This window comes from Streptomyces sp. NPDC015171, from assembly GCF_043079545.1.
Lineage (GTDB): Bacteria > Actinomycetota > Actinomycetes > Streptomycetales > Streptomycetaceae > Streptomyces.
Genome location: NZ_JBIBUO010000033.1, coordinates 16915 through 34972 on the forward strand (window position 1 = coordinate 16915; position 18058 = coordinate 34972).

Consider the following 18058-nt stretch of genomic DNA (forward strand, 5'->3'; position numbering starts at 1 on the left):
CGGTCGTCGGCACATTTTGGCTACAGGCGGGTCCAGGCTGTGGACAAACGGTTCTCCACAGCCTGGAATGAACGCAGGACGTCCACGGCGACGAAGCGGGGGGACATGGAGCCTGAACAAATGGCCGACGGACCACGGGAGGGTGCCGTGCCGCCGCCGCGCCCGCTGGACGCCATCGATCAGGACATCCTGAAGATCCTCCAGGCCGACGGCCGCTCCTCGATACGGTCCGTGGCCGATCGCGTCCATGTCTCGCGGGCCAACGCCTACGCGCGCATCAACCGGCTCGTCGAGGACGGCGTGATCCGGGGTTTCAGCGCCCGCGTGGACCACGAGCGGGCGGGCCACGGCACCTCCGCCTACGTCACGCTGAAGATCGTCCAGAACACCTGGCGCACGGTCCGCGAGCAGCTCAGGCAGCTGCCCGGCGCCTCGCACATCGCCCTGGTGGGCGGCGACTTCGATGTCCTGCTGCTCGTGCACACGCCCGACAACAAGGCGCTGCGCGAGCTGGTGCTGACCCGGCTCCAGGCGATTCCGGAGGTGCTCAGCACCCGCACGCTGCTGGTGTTCGAGGAGGAGGACCTGGAGCCCGAGGGCTGAGGCCGGCCGGTCAGCCCTGGCGCAGCCCGGCGAAGACCAGCCGGACCACGGCGTCGGCCACCTCCCGGCCGCTCGCGCCCCGCGACTCCGGCCGGTACCACTCCACGATGGAGTTGATCATTCCGAAGACCAGCCGGGTGGCCAGGCGGACCTCCACGTCGCCGCGCACGTCCCCGTCGGCCGCGGCGGCCTTCAGCAGCTCGGCGACCCGGTGGTCGAAGTCGCGGCGCCGCTCCAGCGCCCACCGCTCGGTCTCGGTGTTGCCGCGCACGCGCAGCAGGAGCGTCACATGGGGCAGCTCGGCTATGAGCACCTCGACCATGCGGCGCACCACGTGCTCCAGCCGGTCGACGGACCGCCCCGTGCGCGCGCCCTCCTCGTCCAGGATGGCGAACAGGCCGTCCAGGGCGCGGCTGACGGCCCGGCGCAGCAGCTCCTCCTTGCCGCTGACGTGGTGGTAGATCGACGACTTGGAGATGCCGGCCGCCTTGGACAGGTGCTCCATGGAGGTGCCGTCGTAGCCGCGCTCGTTGAAGACCCGCACGGCGACGGAGAGCAGCGTCTCGGGGGTGTAGGTGTCGCGCTTGGCCGTGGTCATACGGCGCCCTCCCGCTTGTCGATGGCATAGGCGTGGCGGTAGAGCGCGAGGGAGGGCGCGTAGCGTCCGGACGGGTCGCGCTCGTGCATCTCGTCCAGGATGTCGAAGGCGAACGTGCGGCCCAGCCTGCGGTCCCAGGCGAACGGGCCGAGGGGGTAGTTGACGCCCAGGCGCATCGCGGTGTCGATGTCCTCCTCCGTGGCCACGCCCTTGGCGACGGCGTCGTGGGCGAGGTCGATGATGCGGGCGACCGTCCGGGCGACGATCATGCCCGGGACGTCGCCGATGACGCTGACCTCCTTGCCGAGCGCCTGGAACAGGCCGGTCGCCTCGGCGAGGGTCGCGGGCGAGGTGTCCTGGCAGGCGGACAGGGCGATCCGGGTGGCCGCGCGGTAGTCGAGGGCGAGGTCGAAGTGGACGACGTCGCGGAACTCGGCGGAGGTCTGGCCGTCGGCGAGGACCAGGTGCCCGCCGCTGGGCAGCACCAGGCGGGAGCCGCCCTCCTCGTCCTCCTCGCGGACCCGGATGCCCGCCTCGCGGGCCAGCGCGAGCAGCTCGGCGGCGGGGCCCAGGTCGCCCTCGGCGACGAGGTGGGCGGGCGGGCGCTCCTTGTCGGCGGTGTGCGGCTCGGGCCGTTCGGCGTCCGGGGCGTGGTCGTACCAGCCCTGCCCGCTCTTGCGGCCGAGCCGGCCCGACTCGACCAGCCGGCGCTGGGCCAGCGACGGGGTGAAGCGCACGTCCTGGAAGAAGGACCGCCACACCGACTCGGTGACCGACTCGTTGACGTCCTGGCCGATCAGGTCGGTCAGCTCGAACGCGCCCATCCGGAAGCCGCCGCACTCGCGCAGCACGGCGTCGATGGTGGCGGGGTCGGCGGCCTGTGCCTCGTACACCGCGAACGCCTCGGCGTAGAAGGGGCGGGCGATGCGGTTGACGATGAAGCCGGGGGTGTCCGCGCAGGCCACCGGGGTCTTGCCCCAGGCGCGGGCGGTCTCGTACGCGCGCGTGGCGGACGTGACGTCGGTGGCGAACCCGGAGACCACCTCGACCAGCGGCAGCAGCGGGGCCGGGTTGAAGAAGTGCAGGCCGAGGAAGCGGCCGGGGTGGCGCAGGGCGCCGCCGACGGCCGTCACCGACAGCGAGGAGGTGTTGGTGGCGAGCAGGCAGTCCTCGGCGACGATCTCCTCCAGCTCGACGAAGAGCCGCTGCTTGACGTCGAGCCGCTCCAGGACGGCCTCCACGACGAGTCCGCAGTCCGCCAGCTCCGCGAGGCTGTCCACGGGGGTCAGACGGGCGCGGGCCGCGTCCCGGTCGGCCGCGGCGAGGCGGTCCTTGGCCACGAGCCGGTCGAGGCGGGCGCCGATCGCTTCGGCCGCGTCCCGGGCCCGTCCCGCGGCGGCGTCGTACAGCCGTACGGGATGGCCGGCGACCAGCGCGACCTGGGCGATTCCCTGGCCCATGGTGCCGGTGCCGACGACGGCCACGGGGCTGCTGAGGTCGAGTGCTGTCATGTTCGCGATCCTCCCGCACGGGGTTTTCCACAGATGCGGCGGACCCCCTTGAACCGACCGATCGTTCGGTTACTCTAGCTCTGACCGTTCCGTTCCGCTGCTCTTTCCGCCAGGTCCGGAACTCGACGCAGAGTTCCCCAGACGAGGAGTTGGTCCCGCATGTCCGCCGAACTGACCGCCCACGAGCTGATCGAGAAGCACCGGCCGACGCTCGAGCAGGCCCTGGAAGCGATCCGCACCCGCGCGTACTGGTCCCCGCACCCCGAACACCCCAAGGCCTACGGCGAGAACGGCAGCCTGGACGCCGCCGCGGGCAAGGCCGCCTTCGACGCCCTGCTGGGCACCCGCCTGGACCTCGGCCAGCCCGGCACGGACGACTGGGTGGGCGGCGAGGTCTCGCCGTACGGCGTCGAGCTGGGCGTGACGTACCCGCACGCCGACGTCGACGTGCTGCTCCCGGCCATGCGCGCCGGGCAGCGGGCCTGGCGGGACGCGGGCCCGGAGGTCCGCGCCGTGGTCTGTCTCGAGATCCTCAAGCGGATCAGCGACCGGACCCACGAGTTCGCGCACGCGGTCATGCACACCAGCGGACAGGCGTTCATGATGGCCTTCCAGGCCGGCGGCCCGCACGCCCAGGACCGCGGCCTGGAGGCGGTGGCGTACGCGTACGCGGAGCAGGTCCGCACGCCCGGCACGGCGGAGTGGAGCAAGCCGCAGGGCAAGCGCGACCCGCTGGCCCTCACCAAGCGGTTCACCCCGGTCCCGCGCGGCATCGGCCTGGTCATCGGCTGCAACACCTTCCCGACCTGGAACGGCTACCCGGGCCTGTTCGCCTCCCTGGCCACCGGCAACGCGGTGCTGGTCAAGCCGCACCCGCGCGCGGTGCTGCCGCTCGCGCTGACCGTGCAGGCCGCCCGGGACGTGCTGGCCGCGAGCGGCTTCGACCCGAACCTGGTGGCCCTGGCCGCCGAGCGGCCCGGCGAGGGCATCGCCAAGACCCTCGCCACCCGCCCCGAGATCAGGATCATCGACTACACCGGGTCGACGTCCTTCGGTGACTGGCTGGAGGCCAACGCGGGCCAGGCGCAGGTCTACACGGAGAAGGCCGGCGTCAACACCGTGATCGTGCACTCCACGGACGACTACCAGGGCATGCTGTCCAACCTGGCGTTCTCGCTGTCCCTGTACAGCGGCCAGATGTGCACCACCCCGCAGAACCTGCTCATCCCCCGCGAGGGCATCGCCACCGACCAGGGCGCCAAGACCTTCGACGAGGTCACCGCCGACCTCGCCCGCGCGGTCGACGGCCTGCTCGGCGACGACGCGCGCGCGAACGCCCTGCTGGGCGCGATCGTCAACCCGGACGTCAAGGCCCGCCTGGAGGCCGCCGCCGGTCTCGGCGAGGTCGCCCTCGCCTCCCGCGAGATCAGCAACCCCGAGTTCCCGGGCGCGGTGGTCCGCACCCCCGTCGTCGTCAAGCTGGACGGCGCCAAGCCGGACGACGAGGCGGCCTACATGAGCGAGTGCTTCGGCCCGGTCTCCTTCGCGGTCGCGGTCGACTCGGTCACGGACGCGGTGGAGCTGCTGCGCCGCACGGTCCGGGACAAGGGCGCGATGACGGTCGGCGCGTACACCACGGACGCGGAGACCGAGCGGGCCGTCGAGGAGGTCTGCCTGGAGGAGTCGGCCCAGCTCTCCCTCAACCTGACCGGCGGGGTCTACGTCAACCAGACGGCGGCCTTCTCCGACTTCCACGGCTCGGGCGGCAACCCGGCGGCGAACGCGGCCCTCACCGACGGGGCGTTCGTGGCCAACCGCTTCCGCGTGGTGGAGGTGCGCCGCCAGGCGTAGCCGACCGCCTTGCCGGACACGGCACTTGCCCCGGCGAGCGACTCCGTACGGCCGCCGGCCGGACCACCGCCGGCCGGCGAACGGTCCCGACGAACCGGTTCGGTCCGTCTCGACGAACCGGTTCGGTCCGTCTCGACGAACCGGGACCGGTTCGGTCGGTCCGACGGGTCGCAGCCGGACGCCCCGCGACCGATCCTGGAGGTGTCCGGGCCCGCGGTCGCGGGTTCTCCGACTGCCGGAGCGAGCTTGATATGGACACCATGCACGCGGTGCGCGCGCACAGCCGTGGCGGCCCCGAGCGGCTGACGTACGAGACGGCGCCTCGGCCGCGAGCGGCACCGGACGAGGTGCTCGTCGCCGTGCGGGCCGCCTCCATCACCGCCGACGAACTCACCTGGGACGCCACCTGGACCGACAGCTTCGACGGGACGGGGGCGGATCGCACACCGATCATCCCCTCGCACGAGGTGTCCGGGATCGCGGCCGCGGTCGGCCCCGGAGTCACGTCGGTGGCCGTCGGGGACGAGGTCTACGGGCTCATCCCGTTCACCCGGGACGGCGCCGCCGCCGAGTACGTCAGCGTGCCCGCCGACGCGCTGGCCGCCAAACCCGCCGGCCTCGACCACGACCGGGCGGCGGCCGTGCCCCTGGCGGCGCTCACCGCCTGGCAGGCACTGGTGGACCATGCCTCGGTGAAGGCGGGGCAGCACGTGCTGATCCACGGTGCGGCCGGCGGGGTGGGATCGTTCGCGGTGCAGATCGCGGCCGCTCTGGGCGCGAGGGTCACGGCGACGGCGGCGGCCCGTGACCGGGACTTCGTGACGAGCCTCGGCGCGGAGCGGGTCCTGGACTACGCCGGCGCCCGCTTCGAGGACCAGGCCGGGGACGTCGACGTCGTCCTCGACCTGGTGGGGGGCCGGACGCAGGAGCGGTCGTGGGCCGTCCTGCGGCCGGGCGGCGTCCTCGTCAGCATCGTGTCACCGCCGGATCCGGAGCGGGCCGCCGAGCACGGCGCCCGCGGCACGTTCTTCATCGTCGAGCCGAGCCACGACGAGCTGGGTTCGATCGCCCGGCTCATCGAGAACGGCCGGCTGATCCCCGTCGTGGACCATGTCGTCGAGCTGGCCGACACACGCGAGGCGTACGAGACCCTGCGCGGGGAGCATCAGCGGGGAAAGGTCGTGATCCACGTCCCGGCGGCCCCGTGAGCGGAACCAGCCGCCGCACCGCACGGGGGTGTGTCCGCCGCGGAGGTCGGAAACGGGCACGGCCGGGCGGGAACGGCGGCGGACGTCAGGAACCCGGACCTGACGCGGCATCTGCCGGGTGATCCCGCACAGCAGTCCCGTGCGGGCCGGTCGCGCTCCAGTGGTACAGCGTCATCGCCACGCTGGTGGCCAGGTTGTAGCTGGAGACCTGCGGACGCATGGGCAGGCGCAGCAGGTGGTCTGCGCGGGCACGCAGGTCCGGGGAGAGGCCCGTGCGCTCCGAGCCGAAGGCCAGCACCGCGTCGTCGGGCAGCTCGGTGCCGCGGATGTCCTCGCCCTCCGGGTCGAGGGCGAACAGCGGGCCGGCGGGCAGTTCGTCGACGCCGAGGCGTTCCACGGCGGTCGCGAAGTGCAGACCCGCGCCGCCGCGCACCACCGTGGGGTGCCAGGGGTCGAGCGTGCCCGTGGTGATCACGCCGGTCGCCCCGAAGCCCGCGGCCAGCCGGATCACCGCTCCGGCGTTGCCCAGGTTGCGCGGGTTGTCCAGGACCACGACGGGGGCGGTGCGGGGCGTGCGGGCGAGCGCGCGCAGCTGGGCCTCGCGGGACGGCCGTACCGCGAGGGCGGCCACGCCGGTCGGATGGGGGCGCGGGACGAGGGAGGCGTACGTCTGCTCGGACACCTCGGTGAGCAGGGCGTCCAGGGTGTCCAGGACGTCCCCCGCCAGCTCCCGGGCGAGGGCCAGCGCGGCCCCCCGGTCGGTGGTGACCGCGACCGGCACCTCGGCCCCGAACCGCACCGCGTGCTTCAGGGCGTGGAAGCCGTCGAGCAGTACGGCGGTGTCGGCGTGTGCCCGCCAGCGGCTCAGCGGGTCGCTCATGCGGTGAACCCTACGCGGTCCGCCGGGCTGCCCTCACCGCCCTCACCGCCCTCGCTGTCCTCGCTGTCCTCGCTGTCCTGCGGGGAGCGCGGGCCGGGGACCGTACGGCCGGCGCTCCGGACGAGCCGCCCGCGCGCGCGTGCCGCAAGGCCGCCCAGCCGGCGCAGGAACGACGTCGGCAGGAAGACCGAGTCCGCCGCGATCATGGCCAGCGAGAAGAACGGCAGGCCGAGGACGACCGCGATCACCGCGTGCTCGGTGATCATCAGGACCAGCAGGACGTTCTTGACCCGCCGGTTGAACAGGGTGAACGGGAAGGCGACCTGCAGCATGACCGTCGCGTAGGCCGCGACCATCATGATCGTGCCGCTGGCGGACATCAGGTCGGCGAGTGCCGGCCAGGGCGAGAAGTAGTCCAGGTGGAGCGGGTAGTAGACGGCGGTGCCGTCCTGCCAGCGCGAGCCCTGGATCTTGTACCAGCCGGCCGTGGCGTAGATCAGGCACGCCTCGGCCATGATCACGACCAGGGCGCCGTTGTGCAGGATGTTCGCGATGACGTCCAGCAGCGTCCGGGGTTCCTGCCAGGCCGGGCGCCGGCCCACGGCCCACCACAGGCCGAGGGCGGCCCAGGCCGTCCACAGCAGCGCCGGGATCAGCCAGCCGTTGTCGAACCGCCCGGTCAGCGTCGCCGTGCCGAGGGCCAGGCCGGACACCGCCCACAGCACCGGTCCCACCCGGTCGGCGGGCACCCGCTCCCCGCGCGCGCTGGCCGCCGTGTCACGGGCCGCGCGGCGGGCGTCGAGGGACCACACCTGTCCGCAGCGCGTGAAGACCAGGTAGAAGGACATCAGGTGCAGGACGTTGTCGCCGCCGTCGCCGACGAAGACGCTGCGGTTCTGCAGCGACAGCACGCCCAGCATGAACAGCAGGGACGCCGTCCGGGTGCGCCAGCCGAGCAGCAGGGCCACGCCGGCGAGGACGGCCAGCGCGTAGCAGCACTCGAACCAGAGCCGCCCGTCGGACCACAGCAGCGCCGTGAAGGCGTGGTTGTCGTCGGTCAGCTGCTTGGCGAGGTTCCAGCCCCATGGTCCGGAGGGGCCGTACAGCTCCTGGCGGTGCGGGAACTCGCGCAGCAGGAACAGCAGCCAGGTGCCGGCGAAGCCGATCCGGATCACGGCGCTCTGGTACGGCCCGAGGGCGGCCTCGGTGACCCGGGCGACACCGCGCGAGAGCTTCGGGGAGAGACCGTTCATCGCACGCCTCCCGCGGCTTCGTCGGCCGTCGGGGTCCACCAGGGCATCAGGCGGTAGACGGGCTTGTCGGAGACCCGCTCACGGCTCCAGGACGGCGGCTGCACATTGGTGGTCATGGACCGCACCTGCACGCGCTGGATCACGCCCCCCGGGCCCGTCGCGTCGTCCCGGTACAGGCGCATCACCACGATCCGGCGCAGGTACTGCTCGGAGAGGGAGCCGCGCATGCCCACGGGCCGGTTGTCGGTGCCGTGCGTGGCGGCGAAGAAGTCCCAGGCCCGGCGCAGCTCGTTCTGCTGGGCGTGGCTGGGCACCGGGTTGCCGTCGATCGCGGCGCCGTCCTGGGCGGACAGGTCGGTCCACCCGGTGGTGCGCAGGCCGCCGTCCTTCACCCGCACCTCGGCGCGGACCTGTACGGCGATGTTCTGCTGCAGCGGGTTCGGGGCGAACAGCTTCCAGTTCTGCTCGAACTCCGGGTACACCCACTCCTCTATCGCCTTGCCGTGCTGCTTGGTCACCGTGTTCGCGGGCGCGAGGCTGAGGAACACCATCAGCAGATGCACACAGGCGGCCACGGCGACGGCGGCGAGCGCCAGCGCGGCGCCGATCTGGTAGCGGGGGGAGAGCGCGGCGACGCCGGTGCGCGGCCGGTCCCCGGCGGCGGACGGCGCTGGCGGGGGCGGGGGCGGGGGTTGCGGGGGGTCTTCCGGGAGACGCGTCCCGGCCGACCCGTCGGGGGCCTGCGGGCCCCGCGGGTCCTCGTCGTACGCGTCCATTCCGTTCCGTCCCCCGTCTCGGCTCATGCGGGGCGGCTCGGCGGCGCGCTGTCCGTCACAGGCGCCGCATGCCGCACGAGCGCCACGTCGGGGCGCCCGCACGGAACGGTACTCAGCCCGGGGCACCGGGCGCAGCCCCGGGTGGGGGCCGGCCTCGGTGGTCCTCGCCACGTGACCGGCCCTGGGTGACTGCCCGGCTCCGCACCGTTCCCTTCTTCTAGAACCTGTTCTATCTTGACGGACCGTCAGACATGACGTCGGGATCCGCCAGGAGGACAGGCCGTGGACTTCACCTTCACCGAGGAGCAGCAGGCGGCGGCCGAGGCGGCGCGGGGGGTGTTCGCCGGGGTCGCGCCGGACGCGGTGCCCAGTCCGGCGCTCACCACCGGCGCCGTCGCCGAGGGCTTCGACCGGGCGCTGTGGTCCCGGCTCGCCGACACCGGCCTGCTGAGCCTGCTGCCGGCCGAGGAGCACGGCGGGGCGGGCCTCGACGCGATCGCGCTCTGCCTGGTGCTGCGCGAGGCCGGCCGGGTGCTCGCCCGGGTGCCGCTGCTGGAGCACAGCGCGGCGATCGCGGCCGTACAGGTCTACGGCGGCCCGGAGCGGGCGGACCGGCTGCTGGGCCGGGCGGGGCGGGGCGAGCTGGTGCTGACCGTCGCGGCACACGGCCGTACCGGCCACGATCCGGCCGAACTGGCCGTCGGCGCCCGGCGGGACGGACAGGCGTGGCTGCTGGACGGGGTGCAGACGGCGGTGCCGTGGGCGTACGACGCCGACCTGGTCGTCGTACCGGCACAGGTCGAGGCCGCGGGCGCGGGCGCCGGCCGGACCGTGCTGGCGCTGGTGCCGCGCGCGGCGGACGGGCTGGAGCCGGCCGAGCAGGTGTCCACCAGCGGCGAGCGGCTGGCCGAGCTGCGGCTGCGGTCCGTACGGGTCGGTCCGCAGGACGTGATCGAGGCGGACGGCGCCTGGGAGTGGCTGCACGCGCTGCTGGTGACCGGGACCTGCGCGCTGGCGCTCGGGCTGGGCGAGCGGGTGCTGCGGATGACCGGCGAGTACACCGGCAAGCGGGAGCAGTTCGGGCATCCGATCGCGACGTTCCAGGCGGTGGCCGTGCAGGCCGCCGACCGGTACATCGATCTGCGCGCCATGGAGGCCACCCTGTGGCAGGCCGCCTGGCGGATCGCCTCCGGGGCACCGGGGGCGCTGCCCGTCGCCGGGGACCTCGCCGTGGCGAAGATCTGGGCGGCGGAGGGGGTACGGCGGGTGGTGCAGACGGCACAGCATCTGCACGGCGGGTTCGGCGCGGACACCGACTACGCGCTGCACCGCTACCACGCCTGGGCCAAGCACCTGGAACTGGCGCTCGGCCCGGCGGCGGCGTACGAGGAACGGCTCGGCGACCTGCTGGCCGCCCATCCCCTCGGCTGACTACAGGACGATGCCGGGCCGGCCGTCGTCGGTGATGACCGGGCGGCCGTCCGTCTGCCAGAACTGCATGCCGCCGTCGACGTTCACGGCGTCGATGCCCTGCTGGACCAGGTACATGGTGACCTGCGCCGAGCGGCCGCCCGAGCGGCAGATGACGTGGACGCGGCCGTCCTGCGGGGCGGCCTCGGTCAGCTCGCCGTAGCGGGCCACGAACTCGCTGATGGGAATGTGCAGGGCTCCCTCGGCGTGGCCCGCCTGCCACTCGTCGTCCTCGCGGACGTCCAGCAGGAAGTCGCCGTCCTTGAGGTCCGTGATCTGGACCGTGGGCACACCAGCTCCGAAATTCATGGCTCCGACGCTACCCGACCCGGCGGACGGCTCAGTCCTGCCCCAGCACGGTGGCCAGTTCCGCCTCCCGCTGGGCGATGTCGGAGCGCAGCCGGCCGGCGATCTCCTCCAGCAGGCTGTCGGGGTCGTCCGGGGCGAGGCGGAGCAGGCCGGCGATCGCGCCCCCCTCCAGCTCGGCGGCGACCAGGGCGATCAGTTCCTTGCGCTGGGCGAGCCACTCCAGGCGGGCGTACAGCTCCTCGGCGGGGCTCGGGCGGCGCTCCGGCGGCACCGGGCCGGCCGCCCATTCCGCGGCCAGCTCGCCGAGCAGGGTCTCGTCGCCCCGCGCGTAGGCGGCGTTGACCCGGCTGAGGAACTCCTCGCGCCGCTTGCGCTCCTCTTCCTCCTGGGCCAGGTCGGGGTGCGCCTTGCGGGCGAGGTCGCGGTAGAGCCTGCGGGCCTCCTCGCTGGGCCGCACCCGCTGCGGGGGCCGCACCGCCTGGTCGGTGAGCATGGCGGTGGCCTCCGGGAACAGGCCGCCGCCGTCCATCCAGCCGTGCAGCAGGTCCTCCACGCCCGGGATCGGCAGCACGCGCTCGCGGGCCTCGGCGGCACGGCGGATGTCCTCGGGGTCGCCGGTGCGGGCCGCCTTCGCCTCGGCGATCTCCGCGTCCAGCTCCTCGATCCGGGCATAGAGCGGGCCGAGCCGCTGCTCGTGCAGGCGGGAGAAGTTCTCGACCTCGACGCGGAAGGTCTCCACGGCGATCTCGTACTCGATCAACGCCTGCTCGGCGGCCCGTACGGCCCGCTCCAGCGGTTCCTCGGGGCGCGGCGGCTGGGGCTGGTCGGCTTCGGGGGTCGTCACCCGCCCAGCGTAGCCGCTGCGCTCGGCTTGGCTCGGGGGTGCGGCGCCTTTGTCCGCGGGGCGGGGGGGGCGTGCCGGGTGCGGGTGCGTGGGGGCGTTCGCGCAGTTCCCCGCGCCCCTGAAGGGGGTCCGCCGCGCCGCCGCCCGGTGCGGGGGCATGGGGGGTGCTCGCGCAGTTCCCCGCGCCCCTGAAGGGGGTCCGCCGCGCCGCCGCCCGGTGCGGGGGCATGGGGGTTGCTCGCGCAGTTCCCCGCGCCCCTGACGGGGTCCGCCGCGCCGTCGCCGGGTGCGGGGACATGGGGGGTGCTCGCGCAGTTCCCCGCGCCCCTGAAGGGGGTCCGCCGCGCCGCCGCCGGGTGCGGGGCCGTGGGGGTTGCTCGCGCAGTTCCCCGCGCCCCTGAAGGGGGTCCGCCGCGCCGTCGCCCGGTGCGGGGCCGTGGGGGGTGCTCGCGCAGTTCCCCGCGCCCCTGACGGGGCGCGGCAGACGGCCGGGGGGCGGTTGCGGCGTCTCGCCGCGGGACTACCGGGAGCGTGCCGGGTGCGGGGGCGTGGGGGTTGCTCGCGCGGTTCCCCGCGCCCCTGACGGGGCGCGGGTGGGGGTCAGGCTTCTGTCTCTGCTGCTATGCGGCCCGTCCGTATGCCCGTGAGCAGGTCCGCGTGGTCCGCCTCGGTGCGGTCGGCGTAGGCGACGGCGAAGTCGGCGATCGCCTCGTCCAGCTCCTCGTTCTTGCCGCAGTATCCGGCGATCAGCCGGGGGTCGGCGCCGTGCGAGTGGGCGCGGGCCAGCAGGGCGCCGGTCATCCGGCCGTAGTCGTCGAGCTGGTCCGGGGCGAGGGCGGCCGGGTCGACGCTGCCCTTGCGGTTGCGGAACTGGCGCACCTGGTACGGGCGCCCTTCCACGGTGGTCCAGCCGAGCAGGATGTCGCTGACGACCTGCATCCGGCGCTGTCCGAGGACCACCCGGCGCCCCTCGTGCGCGGCCGGCGGGGTCGCGAAGCCGGCCGTGGCCAGGTGCGGGAGGAGCGCCGAGGGGCGGGCCTCCTTCACCTGGAGGACCAAGGGCTCACCCCGGTGGTCGAGGAGCAGGACGACGTACGAACGGGTGCCGACGCTGCCGGTGCCGACCACCCGGAACGCCACGTCGTGCACGGCGTGCCGGGCGAGCAGCGGGCGGCGGTCCTCGCCGAGCGTCTCCACGTACGGCTCCAGGGCGGCGGCGACCGCCGCGGCCTCGGCGTCCGGGACACCGCGCAGCACCGGCGGTGCGGGCACGAACCGGCGCCCGCCCTCCGCCACCTCCTCGGTCGACTTCGCGGCGAACCGGCCGCTGGTGTTGGACCGGGCCTTCGCCGAGACCCGCTCCAGCGTGCCGAGCAGATCATGGGCGTCGGTGTGGGAGACCAGCTCCTCGTCCGCGATGGCGTTCCAGGCGTCGAGCACGGGCAGCTTGGCGAGCAGCCGCATGGTGCGGCGGTAGGCGCCGACCGTGTCGTGCGCCGCCGAGCGGCAGGTGTCCTCGTCGGCGCCCACCTCGCGCCCCGCCAGCACCAGCGAGGCGGCGAGCCGCTTCAGGTCCCACTCCCAGGGGCCCTCGACGGTCTCGTCGAAGTCGTTGAGGTCGATGACCAGGCCGCCGCGGGCGTCGCCGTACAGGCCGAAGTTGGCCGCGTGGGCGTCCCCGCATATCTGGGTGCCGATCCTGGTCATGGGGGTGCGCGCGAGGTCGTGCGCCATGAGCCCGGCCGAGCCGCGCAGGAAGGCGAACGGGCCGGCCGCCATCCTGCCCACCCGCAGCGGGGTCAGTTCGGCGATGCGGCCGGCGTTGGACTCGGTCACCGCGCTCACCGCGTCGGGGCGGGCGGTGTCCGGGTCGAGGGTGCGGTGGGCGGAGCGCGGCACGCTCTCCCGGAGCGCCTTGCCCTCCCGCTTCGGCGAGCCCTGCGCCGGCCACCGGGCGAACCCGCGCACCCGGGGCAGCCGGTGCGTGCCCAGGTCCGCCGCGTCCGTCGCTTCCACACCGGTTCCGGTCACCACGACCGCCTCCCCCGTACTGCCCGCACGCCTGTGATCAGGCGCCGGTACGAACATCAACTCGGGGAAGACCGTACAACCGGCGGCCGGAAAGCGTCAGATCCCCTGTGCGCTCCCGCCGGGGGCGGCCCCGGGGTCCGCCGCCGCGGGCACCGGCGGGAAGGCCGCGCTGATCGCGTGGGAGTCCTCGTACATGTGGTACGCGGTGATCAGGCCGTCGGTCACGGTGATGTGCAGGGCGAAGTCGTTGGTGAACGTCCTGCCCGTGGCCCGCACCCCGAAGCGGCTGCGGCCGAGGACCACCACGTGCGGCCCCTCGGCGACCGTGGTGTGGAGGGTGAACTCCTCCGCCGCCGTCAGCTGCCCGCCGAGCACGGCGAAGAAGTCCGCGATCTCCTGCCGGGTGCCGCGGCGGCCGGCCCAGGGCACGTTGGCCGCCCCGCCGACCCTGAAGTCGACGCGCTCGGCGAAGAGTTCGAGGGCTCCGGCGATGTCCGCGCCGCCGAAGCGGGCGAAGAAGGAGTCGACCACCGCGCGGGCGGTCGGCGTCGTCGTGGTCATGGCTGCCTTCTCTGGGTCTCGCCGGTTCAGGACTGCGCGGGCCGGGCCGGCTTGATGTTCTGGTTCACCCGGAACACGTTGTTCGGGTCGTACTTCGCCTTCAGCTGGGACAGCCGCTCGTAGTGGCCGCTGCCGTAGGCCGACAGGATCCGCCGGTCGCCCTCGTCGAGCAGCTCGTTGACGTACACGCCGCCCGAGGTGAACCGCTGCATCCGGTCGTACACCGCGCGGCACCAGGCGGTGTTGGCGTCGTCGTCCTTCTCGTCGGTCCAGCCGCCCAGCAGGGTCACCAGGAAGCCCTCCTCGCGGTGCGGGAACGCCGTCGCCTCCGGCGCGACCCGCGCCACCTGCCCGCCGAGCAGCATCATGCCCGCCTGGGTCAGCGGCGACCTGCGCTCCCGGAAGCCCTCGATCAGCGTGGCGAGCGCCTCGCCGGTGACGGTGGGGATCATGAAGGAGCGGGTGTAGTAGCGGCGGTGGTGCACCATGTCCGCGTCGCCGAGCTGCTGGACCTTCGGGTAGTCCATGGTCTCGGTGGTCCGCATGACCGGCTCGGGGCCGAACCCGGCGAGGGCGTCGATCAGCGCGTCCGTGTCCTCGGCGGGCGCGGTGTCGACGTAGCGCAGGGCGATGCCCGTCTCGCCGTCCTCCAGGTCGAGGAAGCCCAGCGCGAGGCCCAGCCGGTCGGGAGCGGTCCGGGCGAACGCGGACACGCCCTCGGCGACGGCGCGGTGGTCGGCGCCGCGGTAGACGACGACACCGGTGCGGCAGGCGCCCTGGGGGTGCAGCCGGTACTCGAACGACGTCACGACACCGAAGTTGCCGCCGCCGCCCCGGATCGCCCAGTAGAGGTCGGCGTCGTCGTCGGCGCTGGCCCGGCGCACCTCGCCGTTGGCGAGGACCACGTCGGCGGCCACCAGGTTGTCGACGGTCAGGCCCTGCGACCGGCACAGCCAGCCGATGCCGCCGCCGAGGGTGAGCCCGGCGATGCCGGTGTGCGAGATCTGGCCGCCGGTCACCGAGAGCCCGAACCGGTAGGTCTCGTCGTCCAGGTCGGCCAGCAGCAGACCGGGTTCGGCGATGGCGACGCCCCGCTGCAGGTCGACCCGGATGCCCTTCATCCGGGTCAGGTCGACGACCAGTCCGTCGTCGATGGTCGAGTGCCCGGGGTAGCTGTGGCCGCCGCTGCGCACGGCCAGCAGTACGTCGTGCCGGGTGGCGAAGCGCACGGCCTCGACCACGTCGGCCGCGCCCGCGCAGCGCACGATCAGCCCCGGGGTGCGGTTGAAATAGCCGTTCCACACCAGCCGGGCCTGGGCATAGCCCTCGTCGCGCTGTCCGAGGACGTCACCGCGTACGGCGGTGCGCAGCGCGTCGATCTCCTCCTGGGCTACGGGCTGTCCGGAACGGTTCTTCAGCGTCATGGTCTCTCCTGCGGGGCACGTCGGCCGGTGACGTCGTGCCGACGGGACGGGTGGGTGGGGAGGGGATGCGGCGGCGAGGTCACGCGGCCGGGGCGCCGGCGCTGATCAGCGCGACGATGCCGTTCACGCTGCCCGCCTCCAGGAGCTCGTCCTCGGGGATGCGCGGGCCGTACTCCCGCTCGATGATCACGGAGAGCTCCAGCATGACCAGCGAGTCCAGTTCGAGCCTGGAGAAGTCGGTGGCCGGGGTGATGTCGTCGTCCATGGCGAACTTCTCCACGAGGATGTTCACGATGTGCCGGGCTATGGCGTCCATGGGGGCCTTTCGAAGGTCTCGGAGGTGTCGGGTCAGCAGTCCGGGGCGGGGGCGAGTGCCTTGAGGTCGGGCCAGGTCAGGGCCGTGGAGCCCCAGCTCAGGCCGCCGCCGAAGGAGGTCAGCAGGACCCGCTGCCCCGGCCGCAGCCGGCCGCCGGCCGCGGCGTCGGTGAGCGCGAGCGGGATGGAGGCGGCGGAGGTGTTCCCGACCCGGTCCAGATGGAGCAGCACCCGGGCGCGGTCCACGTGCATCACGTCGGCCACGGTGTTCAGGATGCGCGCGTTGGCCTGGTGGCCGACGAACCAGTCGAGGTCGCCGGTGTCCCAGCCGATCCGGCGGAGCAGCGCGGCGGAGGAGCCGGACATCCGGTCCACGGCGTGGGTGAAGATCTCCTTGCCGCGCATGGCGAGGTAGTTGTCCGCCTCGCGCAGCGGCTCCCGGCGGGAGCGCTGCCGCGATCCGCCGGCGGGCAGCACGGCCAGGTCCTTGTTCGCGCCGTCGCTGCCGAGGTCGAACCCGGCCAGCGCGCCGGGCTCGCCCGGGTCTCCCGCCCGCAGGACGGCGGCCCCCGCGCCGTCGCCGAAGATGATGGCGGTCGCCCGGTCCTGCGGGTCGAGCCGGGTGGACCAGATGTCGGCGCCGATCACCAGGACCCGCTCGCAGGTGCCGGACGCGATCGCCCCGGCCGCCGCGTGCAGGCCGTAGATGAACCCGGCGCAGGCCGCGGAGAGGTCGTAGCCGGGGGTGCCGGCGAGGCCCAGATCGGTGGCGACGCGCGGGGCGGTGGCGGGCATCGGCTGGTCCGGGGTGCTGGTCGCCATGATCACCAGGTCGACCGAGTCGGCGCCCGCCGACTCCAGGGCCCGCCGGCCCGCCTCGACCGCGAGGTCGCCGGTGCTGACGCCGGGGGCGGCCCAGTGGCGGCGCCCTATGCCCGTCCTGGTGCGTATCCACTGGTCGTTGGTGTCGACCAGGGTGGAGATCTCGTCGTTGTCCACCATCCGGTCCGGGACCATGGCTCCGATGCCGGTGAGGACCGCGGCGCGGCTCATGACCGGCCTCGGCTGGTGTGCGAACGGTGGTCGCCGTTCATCGTGGTGTTCCTTCCCGTGACGGGCGCTACGGCAGCCGGTGCGCGGCCGAGCAGCTGACGGACATGTGCTGGAGCTCCCCGACGATCTGGACGGATCGCCAGGTGTCGCCCTCCCGTGTGGTCAGCAGCTGGGAGTCGGCCAGCCGGACGGAGAGCGGGGCGGGGGACGTGACCGGGCGCCGGGTGTCGGCGACGTCGAGCACGGTCTGGCGCATCCAGAGCGTGTTGCTCTCGGACCGCGGTACGCCGTCGAGTTCGTAGAGCAGGATCTGCCCGAGCTGGATGGCGGCGACGAAGACGTCGACCAGCGAGGTGGCCCGGTGGCTGTAGCTCTCCAGTCCGCGCACCGGCGGCCCGTCCGGCGCCGCGGTGCGGGAGCTGACCGTGGCCTGCGCGCGCTGCTCCGCGAGGTCCACCCGCAGATCCTCGATGAGCTGGGTCTTGCACTTGTGGGCGTCCCGGAACGGCCGGAGTCCGGCGGGGCCCAGCAGCTCGTCCGGGCCCGGGTAGGCGGCCGTGCCCGGGCGCACGGTTCCGGCCGGGTGCTCGATCTCGCACCGCACCCGCAGCGCCCCCACCTGGCAGTCGGCCACGGAGACCCGCGCACCGGTGTCCGGTTCGGCGGGCAGCGCGGTGACGGTGGCCCGGACGTCGAATCCGTCGAGCGCTTCCTCGACCGGGCTGGTGCCCGCCTTCATCCGGACCCGGCGCAGCCGCATCTCGCTGCGGCGGCCGACGTCGAGGCCCAGCGCGTGGGTCAGGTACAGCTCCGCGGCCTCACCGGCGAGCAGCAGCACGTCGATGCTGCTGAGGTGGGGCGCCTGGTTGCGGCGGCCCTTCTTGGACCAGTCCTCCGGGTAGCGCACGGCGGCCCTGGCCCGCACGGTTCCGTCGCCGTCCGGGCCCACCTCCAGCACGATGTCCCGGAGGGTCTGCTCGGCGCGCTTGTAGCCGGCTCCGAAGAACCGCTTCTCGCCCGGTCCCAGATAGTCGTCGACGGTACGGCGTACGCGTTCCGGGGCGGTGGTCGTCTCTGTCATGTCGTTCCTCCCGAGCGGTGGTGCGAGGGGCCGCCGGTCCTGGTTCACCCGGCTCATGAGTGCGCGCGGCTGCGTGCCGGTGGCCCGCGGCGGATGTCCGGCCGTCCGGTTCCGGGCGGGGTGCCCGTGCCGGATTCCGGCGAGGGCCTGCTTCAGGCCCAGGTGATGAGGCGCTTGGGCTGTTCCAGGATCGCCGCGACATCGGCGAGGACCTTGGAACCCAGCTCGCCGTCGACCAGCCGGTGATCGAAACTCAACGCCAGCGTGGTCACCTGACGCGGCTTCACCTT

At 73.7% G+C, this 18058-nt stretch carries 18 protein-coding genes; 4 read left to right on the forward strand and 14 right to left on the reverse strand.

Annotated features, from left to right (window positions below; translation table 11 throughout):
* Positions 1–120 precede the first annotated feature (120 nt).
* Positions 121–603: an Lrp/AsnC family transcriptional regulator gene (locus ACF073_RS40370; protein ID WP_392076533.1), complete on the forward strand. Its 483-nt coding sequence runs from the start codon at positions 121–123 to the stop codon at positions 601–603.
* Positions 604–613: 10 nt separating this feature from the next.
* Here ACF073_RS40370 and ACF073_RS40375 read toward each other — a convergent pair whose 3' ends face one another.
* Both ACF073_RS40375 and ACF073_RS40380 read right to left on the reverse strand, forming a co-directional pair.
* A complete protein-coding gene (locus tag ACF073_RS40375; RefSeq protein ID WP_392076534.1) occupies positions 614–1201 on the reverse strand; it encodes a TetR/AcrR family transcriptional regulator in 588 nt (195 codons plus the stop codon).
* On the reverse strand, positions 1198–2712 hold the full coding sequence (locus ACF073_RS40380) for a 3-hydroxyacyl-CoA dehydrogenase (protein ID WP_392076535.1): 1515 nt from the start codon (positions 2710–2712) through the stop codon (positions 1198–1200). Before ACF073_RS40380 ends, ACF073_RS40375 begins: the two co-directional genes overlap by 4 nt.
* A gap of 159 nt (positions 2713–2871) precedes the next feature.
* Here ACF073_RS40380 and paaN point away from each other — a divergent pair, with 159 nt between their 5' ends.
* Positions 2872–4563 (forward strand): phenylacetic acid degradation protein PaaN, encoded by a 1692-nt coding sequence (paaN, locus tag ACF073_RS40385; RefSeq protein ID WP_392076536.1) that lies wholly within the window; start codon positions 2872–2874, stop codon positions 4561–4563.
* A 251-nt stretch (positions 4564–4814) separates the two neighbouring features.
* A complete protein-coding gene (locus ACF073_RS40390; RefSeq protein ID WP_392076537.1) occupies positions 4815–5771 on the forward strand; it encodes an NADP-dependent oxidoreductase in 957 nt (318 codons plus the stop codon).
* Between the two features lie 85 nt (positions 5772–5856).
* On the opposite strand, the gene ACF073_RS40395 is transcribed toward ACF073_RS40390, so the two are convergent.
* Genes ACF073_RS40395 through ACF073_RS40405 form a run of 3 tightly spaced genes read right to left on the reverse strand, consistent with a single transcriptional unit; the run spans position 5857 to position 8680 of the window.
* Entirely contained in the window at positions 5857–6651 is a 795-nt protein-coding gene (locus ACF073_RS40395; protein ID WP_392076538.1) for a TrmH family RNA methyltransferase, read from the reverse strand.
* Complete coding sequence (locus ACF073_RS40400; protein WP_392076539.1) at positions 6648–7904, reverse strand: HTTM domain-containing protein; 1257 nt, start codon at positions 7902–7904, stop codon at positions 6648–6650. The genes ACF073_RS40395 and ACF073_RS40400 overlap by 4 nt, the downstream gene beginning before the upstream one ends.
* A complete protein-coding gene (locus tag ACF073_RS40405) occupies positions 7901–8680 on the reverse strand; it encodes a DUF5819 family protein (RefSeq protein ID WP_392076540.1) in 780 nt (259 codons plus the stop codon). The genes ACF073_RS40400 and ACF073_RS40405 overlap by 4 nt, the downstream gene beginning before the upstream one ends.
* Positions 8681–8962: 282 nt before the next feature.
* Between ACF073_RS40405 and ACF073_RS40410 the strand changes: the two genes are divergently transcribed.
* On the forward strand, positions 8963–10111 hold the full coding sequence (locus ACF073_RS40410; protein WP_392076541.1) for an acyl-CoA dehydrogenase family protein: 1149 nt from the start codon (positions 8963–8965) through the stop codon (positions 10109–10111).
* Here ACF073_RS40410 and ACF073_RS40415 read toward each other — a convergent pair whose 3' ends face one another.
* The 9 genes from ACF073_RS40415 to ACF073_RS40455 form a co-directional block, all read right to left on the reverse strand.
* Positions 10112–10441 carry a rhodanese-like domain-containing protein gene (locus ACF073_RS40415; protein ID WP_392076549.1) on the reverse strand — a complete coding sequence of 110 codons (330 nt, stop codon included), beginning with the start codon at positions 10439–10441 and terminating at the stop codon, positions 10112–10114.
* A gap of 49 nt (positions 10442–10490) precedes the next feature.
* Entirely contained in the window at positions 10491–11303 is an 813-nt protein-coding gene (locus ACF073_RS40420) for a hypothetical protein (protein WP_392076542.1), read from the reverse strand.
* Between the two features lie 600 nt (positions 11304–11903).
* Positions 11904–13391 carry a DUF2252 domain-containing protein gene (locus ACF073_RS40425; RefSeq protein WP_392076543.1) on the reverse strand — a complete coding sequence of 496 codons (1488 nt, stop codon included), beginning with the start codon at positions 13389–13391 and terminating at the stop codon, positions 11904–11906.
* Between the two features lie 39 nt (positions 13392–13430).
* The gene (locus ACF073_RS40430; protein WP_392076544.1) at positions 13431–13895 is read right to left on the reverse strand and encodes a nuclear transport factor 2 family protein; all 465 of its coding nucleotides are present in this window, start codon (positions 13893–13895) and stop codon (positions 13431–13433) included.
* Positions 13896–13921: 26 nt separating this feature from the next.
* A complete protein-coding gene (locus ACF073_RS40435; protein WP_392076545.1) occupies positions 13922–15319 on the reverse strand; it encodes an FAD-binding oxidoreductase in 1398 nt (465 codons plus the stop codon).
* 79 nt (positions 15320–15398) lie between these two features.
* On the reverse strand, positions 15399–15635 hold the full coding sequence (locus tag ACF073_RS40440; RefSeq protein ID WP_392076546.1) for an acyl carrier protein: 237 nt from the start codon (positions 15633–15635) through the stop codon (positions 15399–15401).
* A gap of 32 nt (positions 15636–15667) precedes the next feature.
* Positions 15668–16687, reverse strand: coding sequence for a beta-ketoacyl-ACP synthase III (locus ACF073_RS40445; protein WP_392076547.1), 1020 nt, complete (start codon positions 16685–16687; stop codon positions 15668–15670).
* 67 nt (positions 16688–16754) lie between these two features.
* Positions 16755–17768, reverse strand: coding sequence for an AvrD family protein (locus tag ACF073_RS40450; protein WP_392076548.1), 1014 nt, complete (start codon positions 17766–17768; stop codon positions 16755–16757).
* A 152-nt stretch (positions 17769–17920) separates the two neighbouring features.
* A partial coding sequence (locus ACF073_RS40455; protein WP_392076550.1) for a 2-oxo acid dehydrogenase subunit E2 occupies positions 17921–18058 on the reverse strand: 138 nt, incomplete at its 5' end.

Bases quoted from the DNA above. Each gene is read 5' to 3' on its own strand.
- ACF073_RS40405 (WP_392076540.1), bottom strand. From the start codon at position 8,680: ATGGACGCGTACGACGAGGACCCGCGGGGCCCGCAGGCCCCCGACGGG.
- ACF073_RS40380 (WP_392076535.1), bottom strand. From the start codon at position 2,712: ATGACAGCACTCGACCTCAGCAGCCCCGTGGCCGTCGTCGGCACCGGC.
- ACF073_RS40395 (WP_392076538.1), bottom strand. From the start codon at position 6,651: ATGAGCGACCCGCTGAGCCGCTGGCGGGCACACGCCGACACCGCCGTA.
- ACF073_RS40425 (WP_392076543.1), bottom strand. From the start codon at position 13,391: ATGTTCGTACCGGCGCCTGATCACAGGCGTGCGGGCAGTACGGGGGAG.
- ACF073_RS40445 (WP_392076547.1), bottom strand. From the start codon at position 16,687: ATGAGCCGCGCCGCGGTCCTCACCGGCATCGGAGCCATGGTCCCGGAC.
- ACF073_RS40400 (WP_392076539.1), bottom strand. From the start codon at position 7,904: ATGAACGGTCTCTCCCCGAAGCTCTCGCGCGGTGTCGCCCGGGTCACC.
- ACF073_RS40390 (WP_392076537.1), top strand. From the start codon at position 4,815: ATGGACACCATGCACGCGGTGCGCGCGCACAGCCGTGGCGGCCCCGAG.
- ACF073_RS40450 (WP_392076548.1), bottom strand. From the start codon at position 17,768: ATGACAGAGACGACCACCGCCCCGGAACGCGTACGCCGTACCGTCGAC.
- ACF073_RS40435 (WP_392076545.1), bottom strand. From the start codon at position 15,319: ATGACGCTGAAGAACCGTTCCGGACAGCCCGTAGCCCAGGAGGAGATC.
- paaN (WP_392076536.1), top strand. From the start codon at position 2,872: ATGTCCGCCGAACTGACCGCCCACGAGCTGATCGAGAAGCACCGGCCG.
- ACF073_RS40375 (WP_392076534.1), bottom strand. From the start codon at position 1,201: ATGACCACGGCCAAGCGCGACACCTACACCCCCGAGACGCTGCTCTCC.
- ACF073_RS40440 (WP_392076546.1), bottom strand. From the start codon at position 15,635: ATGGACGCCATAGCCCGGCACATCGTGAACATCCTCGTGGAGAAGTTC.
- ACF073_RS40430 (WP_392076544.1), bottom strand. From the start codon at position 13,895: ATGACCACGACGACGCCGACCGCCCGCGCGGTGGTCGACTCCTTCTTC.
- ACF073_RS40370 (WP_392076533.1), top strand. From the start codon at position 121: ATGGCCGACGGACCACGGGAGGGTGCCGTGCCGCCGCCGCGCCCGCTG.